General features: G+C 63.8%; 20 protein-coding genes. 14 read left to right on the forward strand and 6 right to left on the reverse strand.

Annotated features, from left to right (window positions below; all coding sequences use genetic code 11):
* Positions 1-12: 12 nt before the first annotated feature.
* From B9A11_RS02215 to B9A11_RS02245, 7 genes are all read left to right on the forward strand, one after another.
* Entirely contained in the window at positions 13-873 is an 861-nt protein-coding gene (locus tag B9A11_RS02215; RefSeq protein ID WP_058245984.1) for a branched-chain amino acid aminotransferase, read from the forward strand.
* A gap of 70 nt (positions 874-943) precedes the next feature.
* Entirely contained in the window at positions 944-1,399 is a 456-nt protein-coding gene (locus B9A11_RS02220) for a universal stress protein (RefSeq protein ID WP_058245983.1), read from the forward strand.
* 42 nt (positions 1,400-1,441) lie between these two features.
* Positions 1,442-2,491: an alpha/beta hydrolase family protein gene (locus tag B9A11_RS02225; protein WP_058245982.1), complete on the forward strand. Its 1,050-nt coding sequence runs from the start codon at positions 1,442-1,444 to the stop codon at positions 2,489-2,491.
* Between the two features lie 67 nt (positions 2,492-2,558).
* On the forward strand, positions 2,559-3,125 hold the full coding sequence (locus B9A11_RS02230; protein WP_058245981.1) for a NifU family protein: 567 nt from the start codon (positions 2,559-2,561) through the stop codon (positions 3,123-3,125).
* Positions 3,115-3,693 carry a tRNA (adenosine(37)-N6)-threonylcarbamoyltransferase complex dimerization subunit type 1 TsaB gene (tsaB, locus tag B9A11_RS02235; RefSeq protein WP_058245980.1) on the forward strand — a complete coding sequence of 193 codons (579 nt, stop codon included), beginning with the start codon at positions 3,115-3,117 and terminating at the stop codon, positions 3,691-3,693. The genes B9A11_RS02230 and tsaB overlap by 11 nt, the downstream gene beginning before the upstream one ends.
* 10 nt (positions 3,694-3,703) lie before the next feature.
* On the forward strand, positions 3,704-4,117 hold the full coding sequence (gene rimI / locus B9A11_RS02240) for a ribosomal protein S18-alanine N-acetyltransferase (RefSeq protein ID WP_058245979.1): 414 nt from the start codon (positions 3,704-3,706) through the stop codon (positions 4,115-4,117).
* Between the two features lie 123 nt (positions 4,118-4,240).
* Positions 4,241-5,245: a BMP family lipoprotein gene (locus tag B9A11_RS02245; RefSeq protein WP_058245978.1), complete on the forward strand. Its 1,005-nt coding sequence runs from the start codon at positions 4,241-4,243 to the stop codon at positions 5,243-5,245.
* 71 nt (positions 5,246-5,316) lie between these two features.
* On the opposite strand, the gene B9A11_RS02250 is transcribed toward B9A11_RS02245, so the two are convergent.
* Together B9A11_RS02250 and B9A11_RS02255 are read right to left on the reverse strand one after the other, a co-directional pair.
* Complete coding sequence (locus tag B9A11_RS02250) at positions 5,317-5,697, reverse strand: VOC family protein (protein WP_058245977.1); 381 nt, start codon at positions 5,695-5,697, stop codon at positions 5,317-5,319.
* 71 nt (positions 5,698-5,768) lie between these two features.
* Entirely contained in the window at positions 5,769-6,506 is a 738-nt protein-coding gene (locus B9A11_RS02255; RefSeq protein ID WP_234988708.1) for a helix-turn-helix domain-containing protein, read from the reverse strand.
* Positions 6,507-6,636: 130 nt separating this feature from the next.
* Between B9A11_RS02255 and B9A11_RS02260 the strand changes: the two genes are divergently transcribed.
* The 7 genes from B9A11_RS02260 (at position 6,637) to B9A11_RS02290 (ending at position 13,259) form a co-directional block, all read left to right on the forward strand.
* Complete coding sequence (locus B9A11_RS02260) at positions 6,637-8,181, forward strand: ABC transporter ATP-binding protein (RefSeq protein ID WP_058245976.1); 1,545 nt, start codon at positions 6,637-6,639, stop codon at positions 8,179-8,181.
* A gap of 141 nt (positions 8,182-8,322) precedes the next feature.
* Complete coding sequence (locus tag B9A11_RS02265; protein ID WP_058245975.1) at positions 8,323-9,417, forward strand: ABC transporter permease; 1,095 nt, start codon at positions 8,323-8,325, stop codon at positions 9,415-9,417.
* Complete coding sequence (locus B9A11_RS02270; RefSeq protein ID WP_058245974.1) at positions 9,417-10,040, forward strand: LysE family translocator; 624 nt, start codon at positions 9,417-9,419, stop codon at positions 10,038-10,040. The genes B9A11_RS02265 and B9A11_RS02270 overlap by 1 nt, the downstream gene beginning before the upstream one ends.
* A 3-nt stretch (positions 10,041-10,043) precedes the next feature.
* The gene (locus B9A11_RS02275) at positions 10,044-11,009 is read left to right on the forward strand and encodes an ABC transporter permease (protein ID WP_058245973.1); all 966 of its coding nucleotides are present in this window, start codon (positions 10,044-10,046) and stop codon (positions 11,007-11,009) included.
* A gap of 161 nt (positions 11,010-11,170) precedes the next feature.
* Positions 11,171-12,079, forward strand: coding sequence for a sulfite exporter TauE/SafE family protein (locus tag B9A11_RS02280; protein WP_058245972.1), 909 nt, complete (start codon positions 11,171-11,173; stop codon positions 12,077-12,079).
* The gene (locus B9A11_RS02285) at positions 12,079-12,834 is read left to right on the forward strand and encodes a TIGR02186 family protein (RefSeq protein WP_058245971.1); all 756 of its coding nucleotides are present in this window, start codon (positions 12,079-12,081) and stop codon (positions 12,832-12,834) included. Before B9A11_RS02280 ends, B9A11_RS02285 begins: the two co-directional genes overlap by 1 nt.
* Positions 12,831-13,259 carry an acyl-CoA thioesterase gene (locus B9A11_RS02290; protein WP_058245970.1) on the forward strand — a complete coding sequence of 143 codons (429 nt, stop codon included), beginning with the start codon at positions 12,831-12,833 and terminating at the stop codon, positions 13,257-13,259. The genes B9A11_RS02285 and B9A11_RS02290 overlap by 4 nt, the downstream gene beginning before the upstream one ends.
* A 66-nt stretch (positions 13,260-13,325) precedes the next feature.
* Here B9A11_RS02290 and uvrC read toward each other — a convergent pair whose 3' ends face one another.
* The 4 genes from uvrC to B9A11_RS02310 all read right to left on the reverse strand — a co-directional run bounded on the left by uvrC (position 13,326) and on the right by B9A11_RS02310 (position 17,445).
* Positions 13,326-15,194: an excinuclease ABC subunit UvrC gene (gene uvrC / locus B9A11_RS02295; RefSeq protein ID WP_058245969.1), complete on the reverse strand. Its 1,869-nt coding sequence runs from the start codon at positions 15,192-15,194 to the stop codon at positions 13,326-13,328.
* A gap of 309 nt (positions 15,195-15,503) precedes the next feature.
* The gene (locus B9A11_RS02300) at positions 15,504-16,292 is read right to left on the reverse strand and encodes an SDR family oxidoreductase (protein ID WP_058245968.1); all 789 of its coding nucleotides are present in this window, start codon (positions 16,290-16,292) and stop codon (positions 15,504-15,506) included.
* A 13-nt stretch (positions 16,293-16,305) separates the two neighbouring features.
* On the reverse strand, positions 16,306-17,253 hold the full coding sequence (locus tag B9A11_RS02305; RefSeq protein WP_058245967.1) for a calcium/sodium antiporter: 948 nt from the start codon (positions 17,251-17,253) through the stop codon (positions 16,306-16,308).
* Positions 17,254-17,445, reverse strand: coding sequence for a hypothetical protein (locus B9A11_RS02310; protein WP_058245966.1), 192 nt, complete (start codon positions 17,443-17,445; stop codon positions 17,254-17,256). It lies immediately after the preceding gene.

Consider the following 17,445-nt stretch of genomic DNA (forward strand, 5'->3'; position numbering starts at 1 on the left):
AGGAAAGTCACGATGGCGACCGGCACGAATATCCGCACCTATTTCAACGGCACTTGGCACGATGGCGATCTGGCGGTGATCCGCGCCGCCGATCATGGCGCTTGGCTGGGCTCGACCGTGTTTGACGGGGCGCGGTTCGTAGATGGGATGACGCCGGACCTGGACCTGCATTGCGCGCGGATCAACCGCTCGGCCCGCGCGCTTGGGCTGACGCCGACGCAAAGCGACGCGGCGATCATGGAGATCGCGCTGGAGGGGCTGAAAGCCTACCCCAAAGAGGCCGCGGTCTACATCCGGCCCATGTATTGGGGCATCCACGGCGATGCGACCGGGATCGTCCCGCAGCCCGAAGAAACCGGCTTTGCCATCTGCCTCGAAGAGATTCCAATGGCCCCAAGCGATGCCAGCACCACGCTGGGCTACACCCGCTTTCACCGTCCGATCCTCGAGGACAACGTGTGCAACGCCAAGGCAGGCTGCCTGTACCCGAACAACGCCCGAATGCTGACCGACGTGCGCTCGCGCGGGTTTGGCAACGCTCTGGTGGCGGATGCGCTGGGGAACGTCGCCGAAAGCGCCACCGCCAATGTGTTTATGATCCGCGATGGCGAGGCCTTTACCCCCATCGCCAACGGCACCTTTTTGTCGGGCATCACCCGCGCGCGGCACATCGCCAACATGCGCGCCAATGGCATGACGGTGCACGAAACCGTCCTGACCTTTGACGATTTCAAAACGGCGGACGAGGTGTTCCTGTCGGGCAATATGAACAAGGTCACGCCCGTCACCGCGATCGAAGACACGAACTATGGCTCTGGCCCCGTCACCCAGCGCATTCGCGAGATGTACTGGGATTGGGCGGCCTCGCTGTGACCGGTCCTTTGGTAACAGTTGCCAAAGCCCCCGCCTTCGCGCCATGATCCGCCACGATAGGGAGTGATCCATGCGCAAGTTTCTTGTTGTCCTCGATGACAGCCGCGAATGCCTGAACGCCATGCGCTTTGCCGCCATGCGCGCGTCGAAATCCGGGGGCGGGGTGGAAATCCTGTCGGTGATCCCCCCCGACGAGTTCAACCACTGGATCGGCGTCGGTGACATCATGCGCGAAGAGGCGCGCGAGCGTATTCACGCGCATTTCGAGGTGTTTGCCAAGTGGATGCGCGACAAGCAGGGCGTCGACCCCGAGCTGGTGATCCGCGAAGGCGACCCGGCGACGGAAATCCTCGCCCAGGTGCATGACGACCCGGAAATCGGCATCCTCGTGCTGGGCGCTGCCGTGTCGAAAAAAGGCCCCGGCCCGCTGGTGACGCAGATGACCAAGAACGCGGGCACCCTGCCGGTGCCGATGACCATCGTGCCGGGCGATATGTCCAAGGAACGTCTGGACGCGATTACCTAAGGATGCCATAGCAAGCGCGCAATCTACGTGAGGTGGTTTTCGATGCGTTTGTTTTTGCGTGCCCTTGCCGCGCTTGGCCTGTTGGGGCTGGGCTTGCTGGCCTTTGTCTTTTTCGCCTCGGCGCGGCCTTTTGATCCGCCCGCGCAGGTGCCGGGCTATCGCAGCCTGACGCTAGAGGTGGCGCACCGCGATGTGCCGCTGCCCGTGCATGTCTGGTATCCTGCCGAGACCGGAACGCCCGAGTTGATCGGCCAGAACGCGCTGTTCTACGGCCACCACGTGCGCCCGGATGCGCCCTTGCCCGACACCGCCCCGGTTGTTGTGTTCTCGCACGGCTCGGGGGGCAACGCGGTGCAGATGGGCTGGCTGCTGGCGGACCTCGCCAACGCGGGCTTTGTGGTTGTTGCGCCCAACCACCCCGGCACAACCTCCCGCGATAGCATTCCCGCCCGCACCGTCATGGTGTGGGAACGCACCGACGACATGACCGCCTTGCTCGACTGGCTCGATAACGGCGGGCTGGAGGGGTTTCGCGGCACTGGCACCACGCTGTCGGCGGGCTTTTCGCTGGGCGGATACACCGCGCTGGCCCTGGGCGGGCTGCGCGTGTCCAAGGCGCGCTTTATTGACTATTGCGACCGCAACCGAGGGCTGGTCGACTGCGGCTGGATGCAGGATGCGGGCGTCGATTTCAGCACCATCGACGCGGCGCGCTATGACGCCGACCGCTCCGACGCGCGCATCACCGGCGTGATGGCGCTGGACCCCGCGCTGCCCCAAGCCGCCACGCCGGACAGCATCGCCGCCTTTGACACGCCCGCCATGGTGTTGAACCTTGGCGTGCCGGGCGCGATCCCCGACGCCATGCGCGCCGATACGCTGGCGCAGGCTTTGCCGGGGGCCAGCTACACCGCAATCCCCGGCGCCGCGCACTTTAGCGCCCTGCCCGCCTGTAGTCTGATGGGCAAGGTTGTGATCGGCATCGCGGGCGACGATAACATCTGCTCGGACAGGGGGCTGCGCGACCGCCGCGTGATCCACTCAGAGATCCTGTCGACGCTGCGCCCCTTCACGAGCGCATTTTTAGAATAATTCCAAACCTTGACGCTGCGCGGCGCGAGGCGCATATATTGGACAAGCCAAGAAAGGTGCGACCCAGATGTTTATTCAGACCGAATCCACCCCGAACCCCGCAACGCTCAAATTCCTGCCCGGCCTGACCGTTCTGGACATGGGCACCGCTGATTTCCCCTCGGCCGAGGCGGCCAGCGCTTCCCCCCTCGCCCAGCGCCTTTTCGGGGTCGATGGCGTCTGCGGCGTGTTCTTTGGCAATGACTTCGTCACCGTGACGAAAACCGACGCCGTCGATTGGGACCACGTCAAACCGGCGATCCTCGGCGCGATCATGGAGCACTTCCAGTCCGGCGCGCCGGTGATGAACGATGGCGCGGCGCAGGCCGGCGGCCACGCCGATCACGACGCGGGCGAAGACAGCGAGATCGTCGGCCAGATCAAGGAACTGCTGGACAGCCGCGTGCGCCCGGCGGTGGCTCAGGACGGCGGCGACATCACCTTCCACGGGTTCGATCGCGGCGTGGTTTACCTGCACATGCAAGGGGCCTGCGCGGGTTGCCCCTCTTCGACGCTGACGCTCAAGATGGGGATCGAGAACCTGCTGCGCCACTACATCCCCGAGGTGACCGAGGTGCGGCCCGTTGCCGTCTGAACAGACCATTCTGGCCTTTGACACATCGGCGGCGCATTGCGCCGCCGCTTTGGTCTGTGGCGATACGGTTTTGGCGACGCGCGTCGAAGAGATGGGCCGCGGCCAGGCCGAACGCCTGATGCCGTTGCTGGCCGAGACGTTGGCCGAGGCGGGCAAGGACTGGGCCGACCTGACCCGCATCGCCGTGGGCATCGGCCCCGGCAACTTTACCGGCATCCGCATTTCTGTGTCGGCGGCGCGCGGGCTGGCCTTGGGGCTTGGGATTCCCGCCGTAGGCGTGTCGCTGTTCGAGACGACAGAGGCGCTGTCCGGCAGTGCCAAAACCGCCATCCCCGCCCCGCGCGACCAAGCCTATCTGAACGACGGCACCCCGCGCCTTGCGCCGATGACCGAGGCCGCGGGCTTTGCCCTGTCGACGGACTATGACGCCCGCGCGCATGTGACCGCCATGGCGCAGATCGCGGCGACAAAGGCGACGGGCCAACGCCCCGCCCCGCTGTATATCAAGCCCGCCGACGCAGCCCCCAGCCGCGATGCGCCCCCGGTCATCCTAGACGTGACACCATAGGTGCACGGAGATGACTCCTGAGCAATTGGCCGACATCAGCGCCCGCGCCTACGTCTATCTGCACCCGTGGAGCGCCGGTGATTTCGCCGACACCCTCGCGCGGCCCATCGCCCTGCTGACCACCACTACCCACGCCTTTGTCCTTGGACAAGTGATCGTCGACGAGGCGGAAATCCTTGCCCTTGCCACCGATCCAGACGCGCAAGGTCGGGGCGAAGGCCGCCGGGTGCTCACGCAATTCGAACGCGATGCCCAAAAAAGAGGCGCGGCATCGGTTTTTCTAGAGGTTGCGGCGCAAAACGCCCCGGCCCGCGCGCTGTATACAGCATGTGGGTATCGCCAAACGGGCCTGCGCAAAGACTATTACAATAGCCCCCTCGGCGGGCGCGATGACGCCATTTTAATGAGCAAAACCCTGCCCTGACGTTACGGCCACCCTTTGCCGACGTGGTTAAAAACCGGTTGACCCTTTGCCCGACCTGCGGCTTTGATTGAACAGTCAAAACCAAGAAGGCGATCCAACACGCCTTTCAACTGGGAGTTTACCATGACCTTCATGACCAAGATCCTCGGCTCTGCCGCCGCTCTCGCCGTGACCGCTGGCGCGGCTCTGGCCGATCCGGCGCTGATTTACGATCTCGGCGGCAAGTTCGACAAATCCTTTAACGAAGCGGCCTTCAACGGCGCGACCGCATGGGCCGAAGCCACCGGCGGCACCTTCAAGGACATCGAACTGCAATCCGAAGCCCAGCGCGAGCAGGCTCTGCGCCGCTTTGCCGAAGCGGGTTTCAACCCGGTTGTGACCACCGGCTTTTCCATGTCCTCGCCGATCGCGTCCGTCGCGGCGGACTATCCCGACACCAAGTTCGTGACCATCGACGGCTTTGTCGATCCGGGCGAGCACCCGAACGTCCTGTCGATCCTGTTCTCGGAACATGAAGGCAGCTATCTGGTGGGCATGATGGCGGCGATGGCCTCTGAGTCGGACACCGTGGGCTTTGTCGGCGGCATGGACATCCCGCTGATCCGCAAGTTCGCCTGCGGCTACGCGCAGGGCGCCAAGGCCGTGAACCCCGACACCACCGTCATCGCCAACATGACCGGCACCACTCCGGCGGCTTGGAACGACCCGGTGAAGGGCTCGGAACTGGCCAAGGCGCAGATTTCCCAAGGCGCGGACGTGATCTTTGCCGCAGCGGGTGGCACCGGTCTGGGCGTTCTGCAAACCGCCGCTGACGAAGGCAAAATGGGCATCGGCGTCGACAGCAACCAGAACTACCTGCACCCGGACAACATGCTGACCTCGATGCTCAAGCGCGTCGACGTGGCGGTGAACGAAGCCATGACCGCAGGCGCGGATCTGGAAACCGGCGTCAAGGTTCTGGGTCTGGCCGATGAAGGCGTCGGCTACGCGCTGGACGAGTACAACGAAAAGCTGGTCAGCGACGAGATGAAGGCCGCCGTGGACGAAGCCCGTCAGGCGATCATCGACGGCACCATCACCGTGCATGACTATTCCGCAGACGACACCTGCCCGGCGCTGACGTTCTAATTCAGGTTGAACAAGCGAAAGGCGGCCCCGCGATGTCAGGGCCGCCTTTTTCATGTCTTGCGGGGGGGCGTTTACTGCATCGAGCTGATGCCGAAAATATTGCCCTCGGTGTCCTGGCACAGGTTAACAAAGCCGAACTCTCCGATAGAGAACTTGGGCCGCAGCACCACGCCGCCCGCCGCCTCGACGCGTGCCTCTTCGACCGCGCAATCCTGCGCCTGAAAGTAGACCACCGTGCCCCCCGGCCCCGGCTGGGCGTGCTCGGATTTGGAAATCGCACCGCCCGCGCCATAGCCGGTCATCTCGGTCGGAAAGGCGCGCATTTGCGATTCGCCCGTGGGATCGCCGATGGCTTCGAGCGTGACGGCAAAGACCGTCTCATAAAACTTCACCGCGCGGTCCAGATCGTCCACGAAAATATCGAACCAACCCACTGCGTTCATCTGCGACATCGTTAAAACTCCTGTTCGCGTGTCTTGATGAAGGCAGATTAGCGCGAGCCCGTCACCCGATATAGTAGATTTCAGACATCGAACTTTCGCGCATACTGACCGGGGGTATAGCCCGTCGCCTGCCGAAAGGAGCGGATGAAATGCGACTGATCGGCATAGGACAGGGACGGCTCTCCGCCCAAGGATTGCTGCAATCTCAAGATCTTAAAGAAGTCATGCGGGCTGAACCCCGTGGTGCTTTTCAAAACCCGCTGCAATTGGCGCGGCGACAGGCCCGCGACCTCGGCCATATCCGCCACCGAGAAAATGTCATCAATGCGCGCGAAAATCCGTTCCGTCACCGGGTTGGCCACAACCAGACCCTGCGCCACCAGCGTATCGACAAACTCGGCCAGCACCGCCTGCTTGTCCTCGAACGACAGCCCCGCCATCCGCGCATTCACCGCCCGCAACGGCAGCGCCCCCTCATAGGCCGCGCCGACCTGCCCAAGGCCGTACGCGCCCTGCCAGACCCCTGGCAAAAACCGGATGTTGGTAAAGTGAAACGCCCGCCCAAGGTTCAATTCCTCGGACGAGGCGCGCAGCCGCGTCACGCCGCAGACCTCCGGCGCGATCTGGTCGAACACCACATAGGTGCAGGCGTCGGGCAGCGCGTGAAACCGATAGTCCTGCGCCAGCGCCCCGTCGGTCCGCAGGTCCAAAAACCGATGCACCACCGCGCGCAGATGCTCGGGCGGGGCGGCCTCGATGAATTGCACCTGCTCGACCGCGCGGTCTTTGCCATTTCCCTTGGGATCATACACACTCATGCCGCGAACCCTAGGCCAGTGCCGCCGATTTGCACAGCCACCAAAACCGCCCCCGCGTCACCTGAGGTTTGCTCTGTTCAAGCCCCGCCGCCTCTGCAAATATTAACCGAATGGAAAAAGGACGGGCCAGATGAGCGACACCCCCGCGATTGAGCTGAAAGGCATCTCCAAGGCGTTTGGCCCGGTGCAGGCCAACAAGGATATCTCGATCCGCGTGATGCCCGGCACCATCCACGGGATCATCGGCGAAAACGGCGCGGGCAAGTCGACGCTGATGTCGATCCTCTACGGGTTCTACAAGGCCGACGCGGGCGAGATCTGGATCAACGGCGCGCGCAAGGACATCACCGACAGTCAGGCGGCGATCGCGGCGGGCATCGGCATGGTCTTTCAGCACTTCAAGCTGGTGCAGAACTTTACCGTGCTGGAAAACGTGATCCTCGGCGCCGAGGATGGCCCGATGCTGCGTCCCTCGCTGTCCAAGGCGCGCGGCGTGCTGAAAAAGCTGGCGCAGGAATACGAGCTGAACGTCGACCCCGAGGCGCTGATCGAGAACCTCAGCGTCGGCCACCAGCAGCGGGTCGAGATCCTCAAGGCGCTCTACCGCGAGGCCGATATCCTGATCCTCGACGAGCCAACCGGCGTGCTGACCCCCGCCGAGGCCGACCACCTGTTCCGCATCCTCGAAGGGCTGAAGCGCGAAGGCAAGACCATCATCCTCATCACGCATAAACTGCGCGAAATCATGGAGATAACCGATACGGTCAGCGTCATGCGCCGGGGCGAGATGACCGCCACGGTAAAGACCTCGGAAACCTCCCCAGAGGAACTGGCCGAGCTGATGGTGGGCCGCAAGGTGCTGCTGCGCGTGGACAAGGCCCCGGCGCAGGTCGGCGCGCCCATCCTGGAAATCGAGAACCTGAAACATACCGACAGCCACGGCGTCCAGCGGCTCAAGGGCATCTCGCTGAACGTGCGCGCCGGGGAAATCCTCGGCATCGCGGGCGTCTCGGGCAACGGCCAGACAGAGCTGCTCCACGTGCTGGGCGGCTATGCCGACGCCACCGGCACCGTCCGCGTCAACGGCAGCGAAATCGACCTCACCGGCAAACACTCCGACGGGCAATCGCGCCGCGCCCGCGGCATCGCCCACGTCCCCGAAGATCGCCACCACGAAGGCCTGATCCTCCCCTACACCGCATGGGAAAACACTGTCTTCGGCTACCACCGCGACCCGGCCATCCAAAAAGGCCCCCTGATGGACAACGCCGCCATCCGCGCCGAAGCCCAGGCCAAGATGGACCGCTACGACGTGCGCCCGCCCAACCCCAACCTCGCGGCGCGCAACTTTTCGGGGGGCAACCAGCAGAAAATCGTCCTCGCCCGCGAAATCGAACGCGACCCCGACATTCTGCTGATCGGCCAGCCCACCCGCGGCGTCGACATCGGCGCCATCGAATTCATCCACCAGGAAATCGTCCGCCTGCGCGACAAGGGCAAAGCCATCCTCCTCGTTTCCGTCGAACTCGACGAAATCATGTCCCTGTCAGACCGCATCGCCGTCATGTTCGACGGCCACATCATGGGCGAACGCCTGCCTGCGGACACCAACCAAACCGAATTGGGCCTGCTGATGGCTGGCATCACCGACACCGCAAAGGCCGCCACCGCATGACACACGCACACCGGCCAACCCGCAAACCAGCGCGCCCTCTCGCTGCCCCTTCGCGCGCCCCCTGTTTCTTCTCTGCCCAAATATCCCCGCCGGAGGCATCTGCCCCCACCACCTGCGCCCTGCTACGAAAGTCTGCACAACATGGATAAAATGCCCGCCTGGGCCGATGCGGTCCTTGTTCCCCTGATCTCGATCCTGCTCGCGGCGCTGATTTCGGCCGGAGTTATCCTCGCCATCGGCGAAAACCCGATCACCGCCTTTATGGCCATGGTCGACGGCGCGCTGATGAAATCCACCGGCTGGGGCTACACCCTCTATTACGCCACCAATTTCATCTTTACCGGCCTCGCCGTGGCAGTCGCTTTTCACGCGCGGCTCTTCAACATCGGCGGCGAGGGGCAGGCCATGGTTGGCGGCTTGGGTGTTGCTCTCGTCTGCCTCTATATCCCCTTCCCGCATTGGTCGCTCTCGTTGATCTTTACCATCGCCGCCGCCGGGCTGTTTGGCGCGGCTTGGGCACTGATCCCAGCCTATCTACAGGCAAAACGCGGCAGCCATATCGTGATCACCACGATCATGTTCAACTTTATCGCCGCCGCCCTCCTGAACTATGTGCTGGTGAATATGCTCAAGCCCGCTGGCGCGATGGAGCCCGCCACCGCCGCCTTCCCCGCCACGACGCATCTGCCGACCTTCTTTGATATGTTCGCCTCAGACGGCAATCCGCTGTTTCGCGGCTCGCCTGCTAATGTCAGCTTTTTCATCGCCGTGGCCGCCTGCGTTCTGGTCTGGCTGCTGATCTGGCGCACCAAGCTGGGCTATGAAATTCGCGCCTTTGGCCAGTCCGAAACCGCCGCCGAATACGCGGGCATCTCGCCCGTCAAGATCACCGTGGTCGCCATGCTGATCTCTGGCGCACTGGCGGGGCTGATGGCGCTCAACACCACGCAGGGCGAGGCCGAACGGCTGGTGCTCAACGCCTCCGAAGGGGCGGGCTTTATCGGCATCGCCGTGGCGCTCATGGGCCGCTCGCACCCGGTCGGCGTCTTCCTCGCCGCGCTGCTGTTCGGCTTCCTCTACCAAGGCGGCGCAGAGCTGGCCTTTTGGGCGAACATCCCGCGCGAGCTGGTCGACGTGATCCAAGCGCTCGTGATCCTCTTCACCGGCGCGCTCGACAACATGGTCCGGATGCCGCTGGAAAAAGCCTTTCTCTATTTCCGCAAGGAGGCCCGCTGATGGAGTACCTCCCCGGCGTCCTTGCCGCCTATTCGATCCAGTTGGTCGCCGTTCTGTCGCCCGGCCCCGCCGTGGCTATGCTGCTGGGCGTGGCTTTGTCACGCGGGCGCGCCTCGGCGCTGTTCGCGTCGCTCGGCGTGTCCTTTGGCGCGCTGACCATCGCCGCACTGACCCTCGCCGGGGTCGGCCTGCTGATGCAACAGACTGCATGGGCCGTCTCTGCCCTGCGACTGATCGGGGCCGCCTATCTGCTGTGGCTCGCCTATGGGTCGTTCCGCAAGGCCGCGCATCCGCCGACCGTCGCCCCCGCCGAGATGCCGCCGCTGAGCGTGACCAAAGCCTTTACCGTCGGCTACCTCATGCAGGTCACCAACCCCAAGGCCATCGTCTTTTGGATCGCCATCGCCTCGGTCGGCGCAACGGACGGCGCGCCCGCGCCCATCGTCGCCCTGTTCCTGCTGGGCGCGTTCGCCATGTCGCTGATCGGCCACGCGGCCTACGCGCTTGCCCTCTCGGCCTCGCCGGTCCGCGCGCTCTACCACCGCGCCCGCCGAGGGATCGAGGCCACCCTGGGCACGCTCTTCACCCTTTTCGCTTTCAAGCTCGCCACGGCAAGGAGCTGACCCATGGATTTCAACACCGTCATCCAAGTGCTCGACAGCACGATCCGCCTGTCCACGCCGCTGCTGCTGGCCTGCCTTGCGGGGCTGTTTTCCGAACGCTCCGGCATTGTCGACATCGGGCTAGAGGGCAAGATGCTCATCGCCGCCTTCTTTAGCGCCGCGGTGGCCTATATGACCGGCTCGGTCTGGCTGGGGCTGCTGGCGGGGATCGCCGCGTCCATGGCACTGTCGGGCCTGCACGGGCTGGCCTCGATCGTCTTCCACGGCAACCAGCTGATCTCCGGCGTGGCGCTGAACTTCCTCGCCTCGGGGCTGACGGTGCTGATCGCGCAGGACTGGTTCAGCCAAGGGGGGCGCACCCCATCCTTGATCGGCAAAGGCCGCTTCGAAGAAATCACCCTGCCCTTTGCCGATGCGCTGCGTGACGTGCCGTTCCTCGGGCCGATCTACGCAGACCTGATCTCGGGCCACTCGATCCTTGTCTACGTCGCCTTTGCCATGGTACCGCTGACATGGTGGGTGCTGTATCGCACCCGCTTTGGCCTGCGCCTGCGCGCCGTCGGCGAGGCCCCCGAGGCGGTGGACACCGCGGGCGTTTCCGTCGCGGGGCTGCGTTTTGCCGCCATCGCCATCGCCGGTGTGCTCTGCGGTCTGGCGGGAGCTTACCTCGCCACGGGCCTCCAAGCCGGGTTCGTGCGTGAGATGACCGCAGGCCGAGGCTACATCGCGCTCGCCGCGCTGATCTTTGCCAAGTGGCGGCCATGGTACGCCATGGGGGCGTGCCTGCTGTTCGGCTTGCTTCAGGCGGTTGCCCTGCGGTTCCAGAACATCGACCTTGGGGCCTTTACCGTCCCGGTGCAGTTCATGGATGCCCTGCCCTACATCCTGACGGTGATCATCCTCGCGGGTTTCGTCGGCAAGGCCATCCCCCCGCGTGCGGGCGGCGAGCCCTACATCAAGGAACGCTAAGCGCCCCCCGCCCGGCACATTCCAAAGCCCGGGCGGGCCCGTCACCGCGCGTCTTGCCCCGAGGCGCAGCCGAGGCATCTGCGCGCCAAAGGCGCACAATTTGGTAACCTCTCCTTCGCGCTGCACTTGCAAAATCACGCGGCTTGAGAGTACGAATATCTATGCAAATCTACCTGCCCATCGCCGAAGTTTCGGTCAATGCCTTCCTGCTGTTGGGCCTTGGCGGCATCGTCGGCATTTTGTCCGGCATGTTCGGCGTGGGCGGCGGGTTCCTTTTGACGCCATTGCTGTTCTTCATCGGCATCCCGCCCGCCGTGGCCGTCGCCACCGGGGCGAACCAGATCGTCGCCTCCTCGGTCTCGGGCGTGCTGGCGCATCTCAAACGGCGGACGGTTGACTTACGGATGGGTACGGTGCTGCTGGTGGGCGGTATCCTTGGGGCGTTCCTTGGGGTCGGGTTGTTCAACCACCTCAAGCAGTTGGGGCAGGTCGACCTGCTGGTGAACCTGTTTTACGTGGTGTTCCTTGGCATCATCGGCAGCCTGATGATGGTCGAGAGCCTGCGCGCCCTGCGCAAATCCCGCCGAGGCGCGCCCCCCGCCCGCAAAAAGCACAACTGGGTGCATGGTTTGCCGCTGAAAATGCGGTTCCGCACCTCGGGGCTGTATATTTCCGTGATCCCGCCGCTGGTCGTCGGGTTCTCCGTTGGCGTTCTTGCGGCGATCATGGGTGTGGGGGGCGGCTTCATCATGGTGCCCGCCATGATCTATCTGCTTGGAATGCCGACCAAAGTTGTCGTGGGCACCTCGCTGTTCCAGATCATCTTTGTCGCCGCGTTCACCACCGTGATGCACGCCTCGACCAACCACACCGTGGACATTGCGCTGGCGCTGCTGTTGCTGATCGGCGGCGTGGTGGGCGCGCAGGTCGGCACCGTCGTCGCCACCAAGCTCAGGGCCGAACAGCTGCGCGTGCTGCTGGCTGCGCTGGTGCTGGCGGTCTGTCTCAAGATCGGGCTGGAGCTGTTGCTGGAGCCGTCCGAGCTTTACTCCATCGCGGAGACGCACTGATGTGGCGCGCGCTGGCCTTGCTTTGCGCCCTTGCGCTGCCCGCTTCGGCCGAAGAGGTTGTGCTGGGCCTGTCGCAGGACAGCGTGTCGATTTCCACCGATTTCGACGGCTCGGAGATCCTGATTTACGGCGCGATCAAGCGGGACGCGCCCATGCCCGAAGAGCCGATCCAGGTGGTCGTCACCGTGGCGGGGCCATCCTTGCCGGTGACCGTGCGGCGCAAGTCTCATGCTTATGGCATCTGGGTGAACACCGCCGCGGTGGAGATTGATCACGCCCCGTCCTTTTACGCCATCGCCACCTCGGCCCCGTGGGACGAGGCGATTTCCAACGTCGAAGACATGCGCCACCGGGTGTCGATCCCGCACGCCATCCGCTCGGTTGGGGCGCCCATGGACGTGTTGAATTCGCAGACCTTTACCGAAGCGTTGATCCGCATCCGCGAGGACAACGATCAGTATCAGTTGCTTGAAAACGCGGTCACGCTGCGCGAGCAGACCTTGTTCGACACGTCGATCAGCTTGCCCGCCAACCTGACCGAAGGCCGCTATCCCACCCGCATCTTCCTGACGCGGGGCGGTCAGGTGGTGTCCAAGCTGGAAACCGAAATCGAGGTGCGCAAGGTCGGGATTGAACGCTGGCTGTTCGTGCTCTCGCGTGAGCAGCCGCTGGTCTATGGCCTGTTGTCGCTGGCGATTGCGGCGGTGGCGGGCTGGGGCGCGTCGGCCCTGTTCCGCATGATCCGCCAGCAATGAGCCGCCCTGCCCCCAAGCTGCGTGCCGCGTATCAGGCGTTTTATACGATCCCGACGCGGTGGAAGGACAATGACGCCTACGGCCATATGAACAACGCCGAGTACCTGTCGGTGTTTGACACGGCGCTGAGTTACTGGATGCTGGAACAGGGTTGGGCCTTGACCGGGCCGGAGGCGTTGCGGTTCGTGGTGGTCGAGAGCGGCTGCCGGTATTTTGCCGAAAGTGGCTTTCCCGATGTGCTGCACGTTGGTCTGCGGGTGGGGCATCTGGGGCGGAGTTCGGTGCGGTTCGAGCTGGGGCTGTTTCGCAATGGCGAGGATGTGGCCAGTTCTGCGGCGTTTTTCGTGCATGTGCTCACCGGGCCTGAAGGGCGGCCCGTTTCGCTGCCTGAAGGGGTGCGGGATGCGTTGGCGGCATTGGGATAGGGGGCGCTGCCCCCTCGGCCTGCGGCCTCACCCCCGGGATATTTTCAAAGAGAAGAAGACCGGGGCTTAGCCCTTTTCGTGGAAGTAGGCGTAGATGCGTTCGGCGAGCGCTTCGGAGACGCCATCGACGGCCTTGAGGTCGGAGAGGTTGGCGCGGCTGACGGCTTTGGCCGAGCCGAAGTGGGCGAGCAGCGCGCGTTTGCGGGCGGCGCCGACGCCGGGGACTTCGTCGAGGGGGTTGGCGACGGCGGCCTTGGCGCGTTTGGCGCGGTGGGTGCCGATGGCCCAGCGGTGGGCCTCGTCGCGCAGGCGTTGGACAAAGTAGAGCACGGGATCGTTGTGGCGTAGGGCAAAGGGGCGCTGGCCGACGCGGTGGAATTCCTCTTTGCCGTGGTCGCGGTCGATGCCCTTGGCGACGCCCACCATGGCGATGTCGGTGACGTCGTATTCGCGCATGATTTCATCCACCGCCGAGACCTGCCCCGCGCCGCCGTCGATCAGCAAGAGGTCGGGCCAGAGGCCTTTGGAGCGGTCGGGGTCTTCTTTCAGCAGGCGGGTAAAGCGGCGGGTCAGCACCTCTTTCATCATACCAAAGTCATCGCCCGGCGTCAGGTCATCGCCGCGGATGTTGTACTTGCGGTACTGGTTTTTCATGAAGCCCTCGGGGCCGGCGACGATCATCCCGCCCACGGCGTTGGTGCCCTGAATATGCGAGTTGTCGTAGACCTCGATGCGCTGCGGCGGGGCGTCCAGATCGAAGGCGTCTGCCAGACCGCGCAGCAGTTTCGCCTGCGTCGCCGTTTCGGACATCTTGCGCGCGAGGCTTTCGCGGGCGTTGCGGGCGGCACCATCGACCAGTTCGGCCTTTTCACCGCGCTGGGGGACGGCGATGTCCACCTTGCGGCCGAGTTTGTCAGAGAGCGCCTGACACATGAGGTCTTCGTCGTCGATGCCGTGGGACAGCAGGATCAGGCGCGCCGGGTCTTTTTGGTCGTAGAACTGGCCGAGGAAGGCCTCCATCACCTCGGCGGGCGAGACGTCTTCGCCGACGCGCGGGTAGAAATCCTGGTTGCCCCAGTTCTGATTGGCGCGGATAAAAAAGACCTGCACGCAGGCCTGCCCGTTTTCCAAGTGCAAGGCGATCACGTCCGCCTCGGCCACCCCTTGCGGGTTGATGCCTTGGGACGTCTGCACCTGCGTCAGGGCGCGGATACGGTCGCGCAGCGCGGCGGCGCGTTCGAACTCCATCGCCTCGGAGGCCTCTTCCATCTGGGTCTTGAGCACCGCCTGCACCTGCGTGGATTTGCCCGACAGGAACCGCTGGGCGTCCGCCACGGCGGCGGCGTACTCCTGTTCCGAGATTTTGCCAACGCACGGACCTGAGCAGCGCTTGATCTGGTATTGCAAGCAGGGGCGCGTGCGGGTTTCGAACATGGAATCCGCGCAGTTGCGCAGCAGGAACGCCTTTTGCAGCTGGCTGAGCACGCGGTTCACCGCCCCCGCGCTGGCGAAGGGGCCGTAGTAGTCGCCCTTTTCCTTTTTCGCGCCGCGGTGCTTTTTGATCTGCGGAAAGGCGTGATCGGTCACGAGGATATTGGGAAAGGATTTATCGTCGCGCAGCAGCACGTTGAACTTGGGCTTGAGCTGCTTGATGAGGTTCTGTTCCAGCAGCAGCGCCTCGGTTTCGGTGCGCGTGGTCAGGAACATCATCGAGGTCGTCTCGGAGATCATCCGCTCGATCCGGCGCGAATGACCGGTGGGGCGGGCATAGCTCGACACCCGCGCGCGCAGGTTCCGCGCCTTGCCCACATACAGCACGCGGCTTTGCTCATCGAGCATCCGGTACACGCCGGGAGAGCTGTCCAGCAGCCGCAGATAAGACTGGATCACCTCATGTCCACGAGGGGTGTCTTGCGAAGTTTCCACGTCTGTCATCGCGGTATCCACTTACCTTACGTCAGGGTCCGATTCCCCCGGTTTTGCTGCAATGCCGGGGCGGTGGGTTCAAGGGCGATTACATCCACGCTTTCTGTGGATAAGTCTGTAGGTTAATTATGGGCATCCCGAATTTTTCCTTGTTTTTTGGTGACTTCGTAAAGATGCTTAATTTTTAGGCGATTTTGTAACGCATTGATTTTGCTTGTTAAAATTTTGATAACGGTACAAACCCTTGGAAAGCTTATAGTTTTTGTAACGGATTTGTTAACCGCCGTGAAGCGGTGCAAAACTTATGCTGCAACCGCATCATTCCATGTCTTTTACGTCCGGCGTCTGCCAATTCAGGTGCTGCCCGCCGTCCACGCACAGCAGTTGCCCGGTAATCGCAGGCGCGGTCAGAAAATAGCGCAGGGCGGCGCAGATATCGCCGGGGTTTGCGCCCCGTTCCAGCTGGGTCGCGGCGCGCTGATTGGCGAATTGATCCTCGGTTTGGCGGCCGCCGCGCAGGGTCGGGCCGGGGCCAATGGCGTTGACGCGCACCCGCGGCGCGAGGGCCATGGCGGTGGTTTGCGTCATCGCCCAGAGGCCCATTTTCGCGATGGTGTAGGTCATGAACTCGGGCGTCAGCTTGCGCACCCGTTGGTCGATCATATTGACCACCAGACCTTGGGCCACGGGTTCATCGTTCTCATCCCTCACGGGGTCCGGCACCTGCGCCGCCAAGGCCTGCGTCAGCACGAAAGGCGCGCGCAGGTTGCTTTCCATATGGCGGTCCCAGCTGTCGCGCGTGGCGCTGTCCAGCGTGTCGTATTCGAAAATAGAGGCGTTGTTGACCAGCACGTGGATCGGCCCGCCAAGCGCCATTGCCGCGGCGGGCAGAAGCGCCTGCGTGGCGTCCTCGGACAGCAGATCGGCCTGTACGGCCACAGCCCCCTGCCCCATTGCCTTGATCTGGGCGACGACCTCTTCGGCGGCCTCGGCTGAATGGCCGTAGTGCACCGCCACGTCATAGCCCTGCCCCGCCAAATCCAACGCCATGGCCCGGCCCAACCGTTTCGCCCCGCCGGTCACCAACGCTCGCTTTGTGTTGCGCATCCCGCGCCTCCTCTTACACCAGTACGAGGATCACATAGCCCACATACAGCGCAGACAAGACCGCGCCCCAGACCTTGCCCAGATCGCGCCCGAAAAACACGAAGGGCAGCAGGATCAGCGACGCGCCCAGCATGACCCACAGATCGAACCGCAAGAACGCCGGGTCCACCGGCATCGGCGCGATCAGGGACGCAATGCCGATGATGGCCAACAGGTTGAACATGTTCGAGCCGATGACGTTGCCAATGGCCACGTCCGCCTGCTTGCGCAATGCCGCCATGACGGTGGTCGCCAGTTCCGGCAAGGACGTGCCAATCGCCACCAGCGTCAGCCCGATCACCGTGTCCGGCACGCCAAACATCAAGGCAATCTCTCGTGCGCTGTCCACCAGCAGGTCCGCGCCCAGCGGCAGGCCGATCAGGCCCAGCACAAGGAACAGCGCGATTTTCCACCACGGCATGTCGGGGTCCGCGCCTTCGGGCTCTTCGAGCTCTGCGTCGGCCTTGCCCGCGCGGCGGTGGGCCAGCGCTTCCATCACTTGGGTGAACAGGATCCACGACAGCGCCGCCAGCAGCACGATCCCCGCGATCCAGTCGAACACGCCCCGGAAGGCCAGCACGATAAACAGCAGGGTCGAGACGATCATCTGCGCATAGCTCTTGCGCGTGTCACACACGCTGGTGTGCATCACCGTGATCAGCGCCGGAATCCCCAGCACCAGCAGCACGTTGGCGGTGTTGGACCCCACCACGTTGCCCAGCGCGATGCCCGGCACCCCTTCCAAGGCGGCCTTGATGGAAATCAACAGCTCGGGCGCCGAGGTGCCAAAGGCGACAATCGTCAGCGACACTATCAGCGCAGGGATTCCCACGCGCAGCGACAGGTTCACCGCCCCCTTGACCAAGGCGTCCCCCGCCAGCAGCAGGATCAGCAGGCCGATAACCGCATAGACAAAGACCATTTAGCGTTTCCCTTTGCGGCAGTCACACGGCCCCTGGCCGATCTGGTATCGCCCGCAGTCGGGGCATTTCTTGGCATCAAGCGTCTTGCGTTTCAGGCTGGCGAGCCTCGCCCCGCCCGGCACCTTGAGCCGCCCGAATATCCCAAGGACGGCGATGAACGCCAGAAACAAAAAGACAATCTTGGCCAGCAT

The sequence above is a fragment of the Tropicibacter naphthalenivorans genome, from assembly GCF_900176475.1.
Taxonomy (GTDB): domain Bacteria; phylum Pseudomonadota; class Alphaproteobacteria; order Rhodobacterales; family Rhodobacteraceae; genus Tropicibacter; species Tropicibacter naphthalenivorans.

Coding starts and splice junctions, on each gene's coding strand:
- B9A11_RS02300 (WP_058245968.1), bottom strand. CDS start 16,292: ATGCGCAACACAAAGCGAGCGTTGGTGACCGGCGGGGCGAAACGGTTG.
- B9A11_RS02265 (WP_058245975.1), top strand. CDS start 8,323: ATGGATAAAATGCCCGCCTGGGCCGATGCGGTCCTTGTTCCCCTGATC.
- B9A11_RS02285 (WP_058245971.1), top strand. CDS start 12,079: ATGTGGCGCGCGCTGGCCTTGCTTTGCGCCCTTGCGCTGCCCGCTTCG.
- B9A11_RS02250 (WP_058245977.1), bottom strand. CDS start 5,697: ATGTCGCAGATGAACGCAGTGGGTTGGTTCGATATTTTCGTGGACGAT.
- B9A11_RS02255 (WP_234988708.1), bottom strand. CDS start 6,506: ATGAGTGTGTATGATCCCAAGGGAAATGGCAAAGACCGCGCGGTCGAG.
- B9A11_RS02215 (WP_058245984.1), top strand. CDS start 13: ATGGCGACCGGCACGAATATCCGCACCTATTTCAACGGCACTTGGCAC.
- B9A11_RS02270 (WP_058245974.1), top strand. CDS start 9,417: ATGGAGTACCTCCCCGGCGTCCTTGCCGCCTATTCGATCCAGTTGGTC.
- rimI (WP_058245979.1), top strand. CDS start 3,704: ATGACTCCTGAGCAATTGGCCGACATCAGCGCCCGCGCCTACGTCTAT.
- B9A11_RS02290 (WP_058245970.1), top strand. CDS start 12,831: ATGAGCCGCCCTGCCCCCAAGCTGCGTGCCGCGTATCAGGCGTTTTAT.
- B9A11_RS02220 (WP_058245983.1), top strand. CDS start 944: ATGCGCAAGTTTCTTGTTGTCCTCGATGACAGCCGCGAATGCCTGAAC.
- B9A11_RS02260 (WP_058245976.1), top strand. CDS start 6,637: ATGAGCGACACCCCCGCGATTGAGCTGAAAGGCATCTCCAAGGCGTTT.
- B9A11_RS02225 (WP_058245982.1), top strand. CDS start 1,442: ATGCGTTTGTTTTTGCGTGCCCTTGCCGCGCTTGGCCTGTTGGGGCTG.
- B9A11_RS02230 (WP_058245981.1), top strand. CDS start 2,559: ATGTTTATTCAGACCGAATCCACCCCGAACCCCGCAACGCTCAAATTC.
- B9A11_RS02305 (WP_058245967.1), bottom strand. CDS start 17,253: ATGGTCTTTGTCTATGCGGTTATCGGCCTGCTGATCCTGCTGCTGGCG.
- uvrC (WP_058245969.1), bottom strand. CDS start 15,194: ATGACAGACGTGGAAACTTCGCAAGACACCCCTCGTGGACATGAGGTG.
- B9A11_RS02280 (WP_058245972.1), top strand. CDS start 11,171: ATGCAAATCTACCTGCCCATCGCCGAAGTTTCGGTCAATGCCTTCCTG.
- B9A11_RS02245 (WP_058245978.1), top strand. CDS start 4,241: ATGACCTTCATGACCAAGATCCTCGGCTCTGCCGCCGCTCTCGCCGTG.
- B9A11_RS02275 (WP_058245973.1), top strand. CDS start 10,044: ATGGATTTCAACACCGTCATCCAAGTGCTCGACAGCACGATCCGCCTG.
- B9A11_RS02310 (WP_058245966.1), bottom strand. CDS start 17,445: ATGCTGGCCAAGATTGTCTTTTTGTTTCTGGCGTTCATCGCCGTCCTT.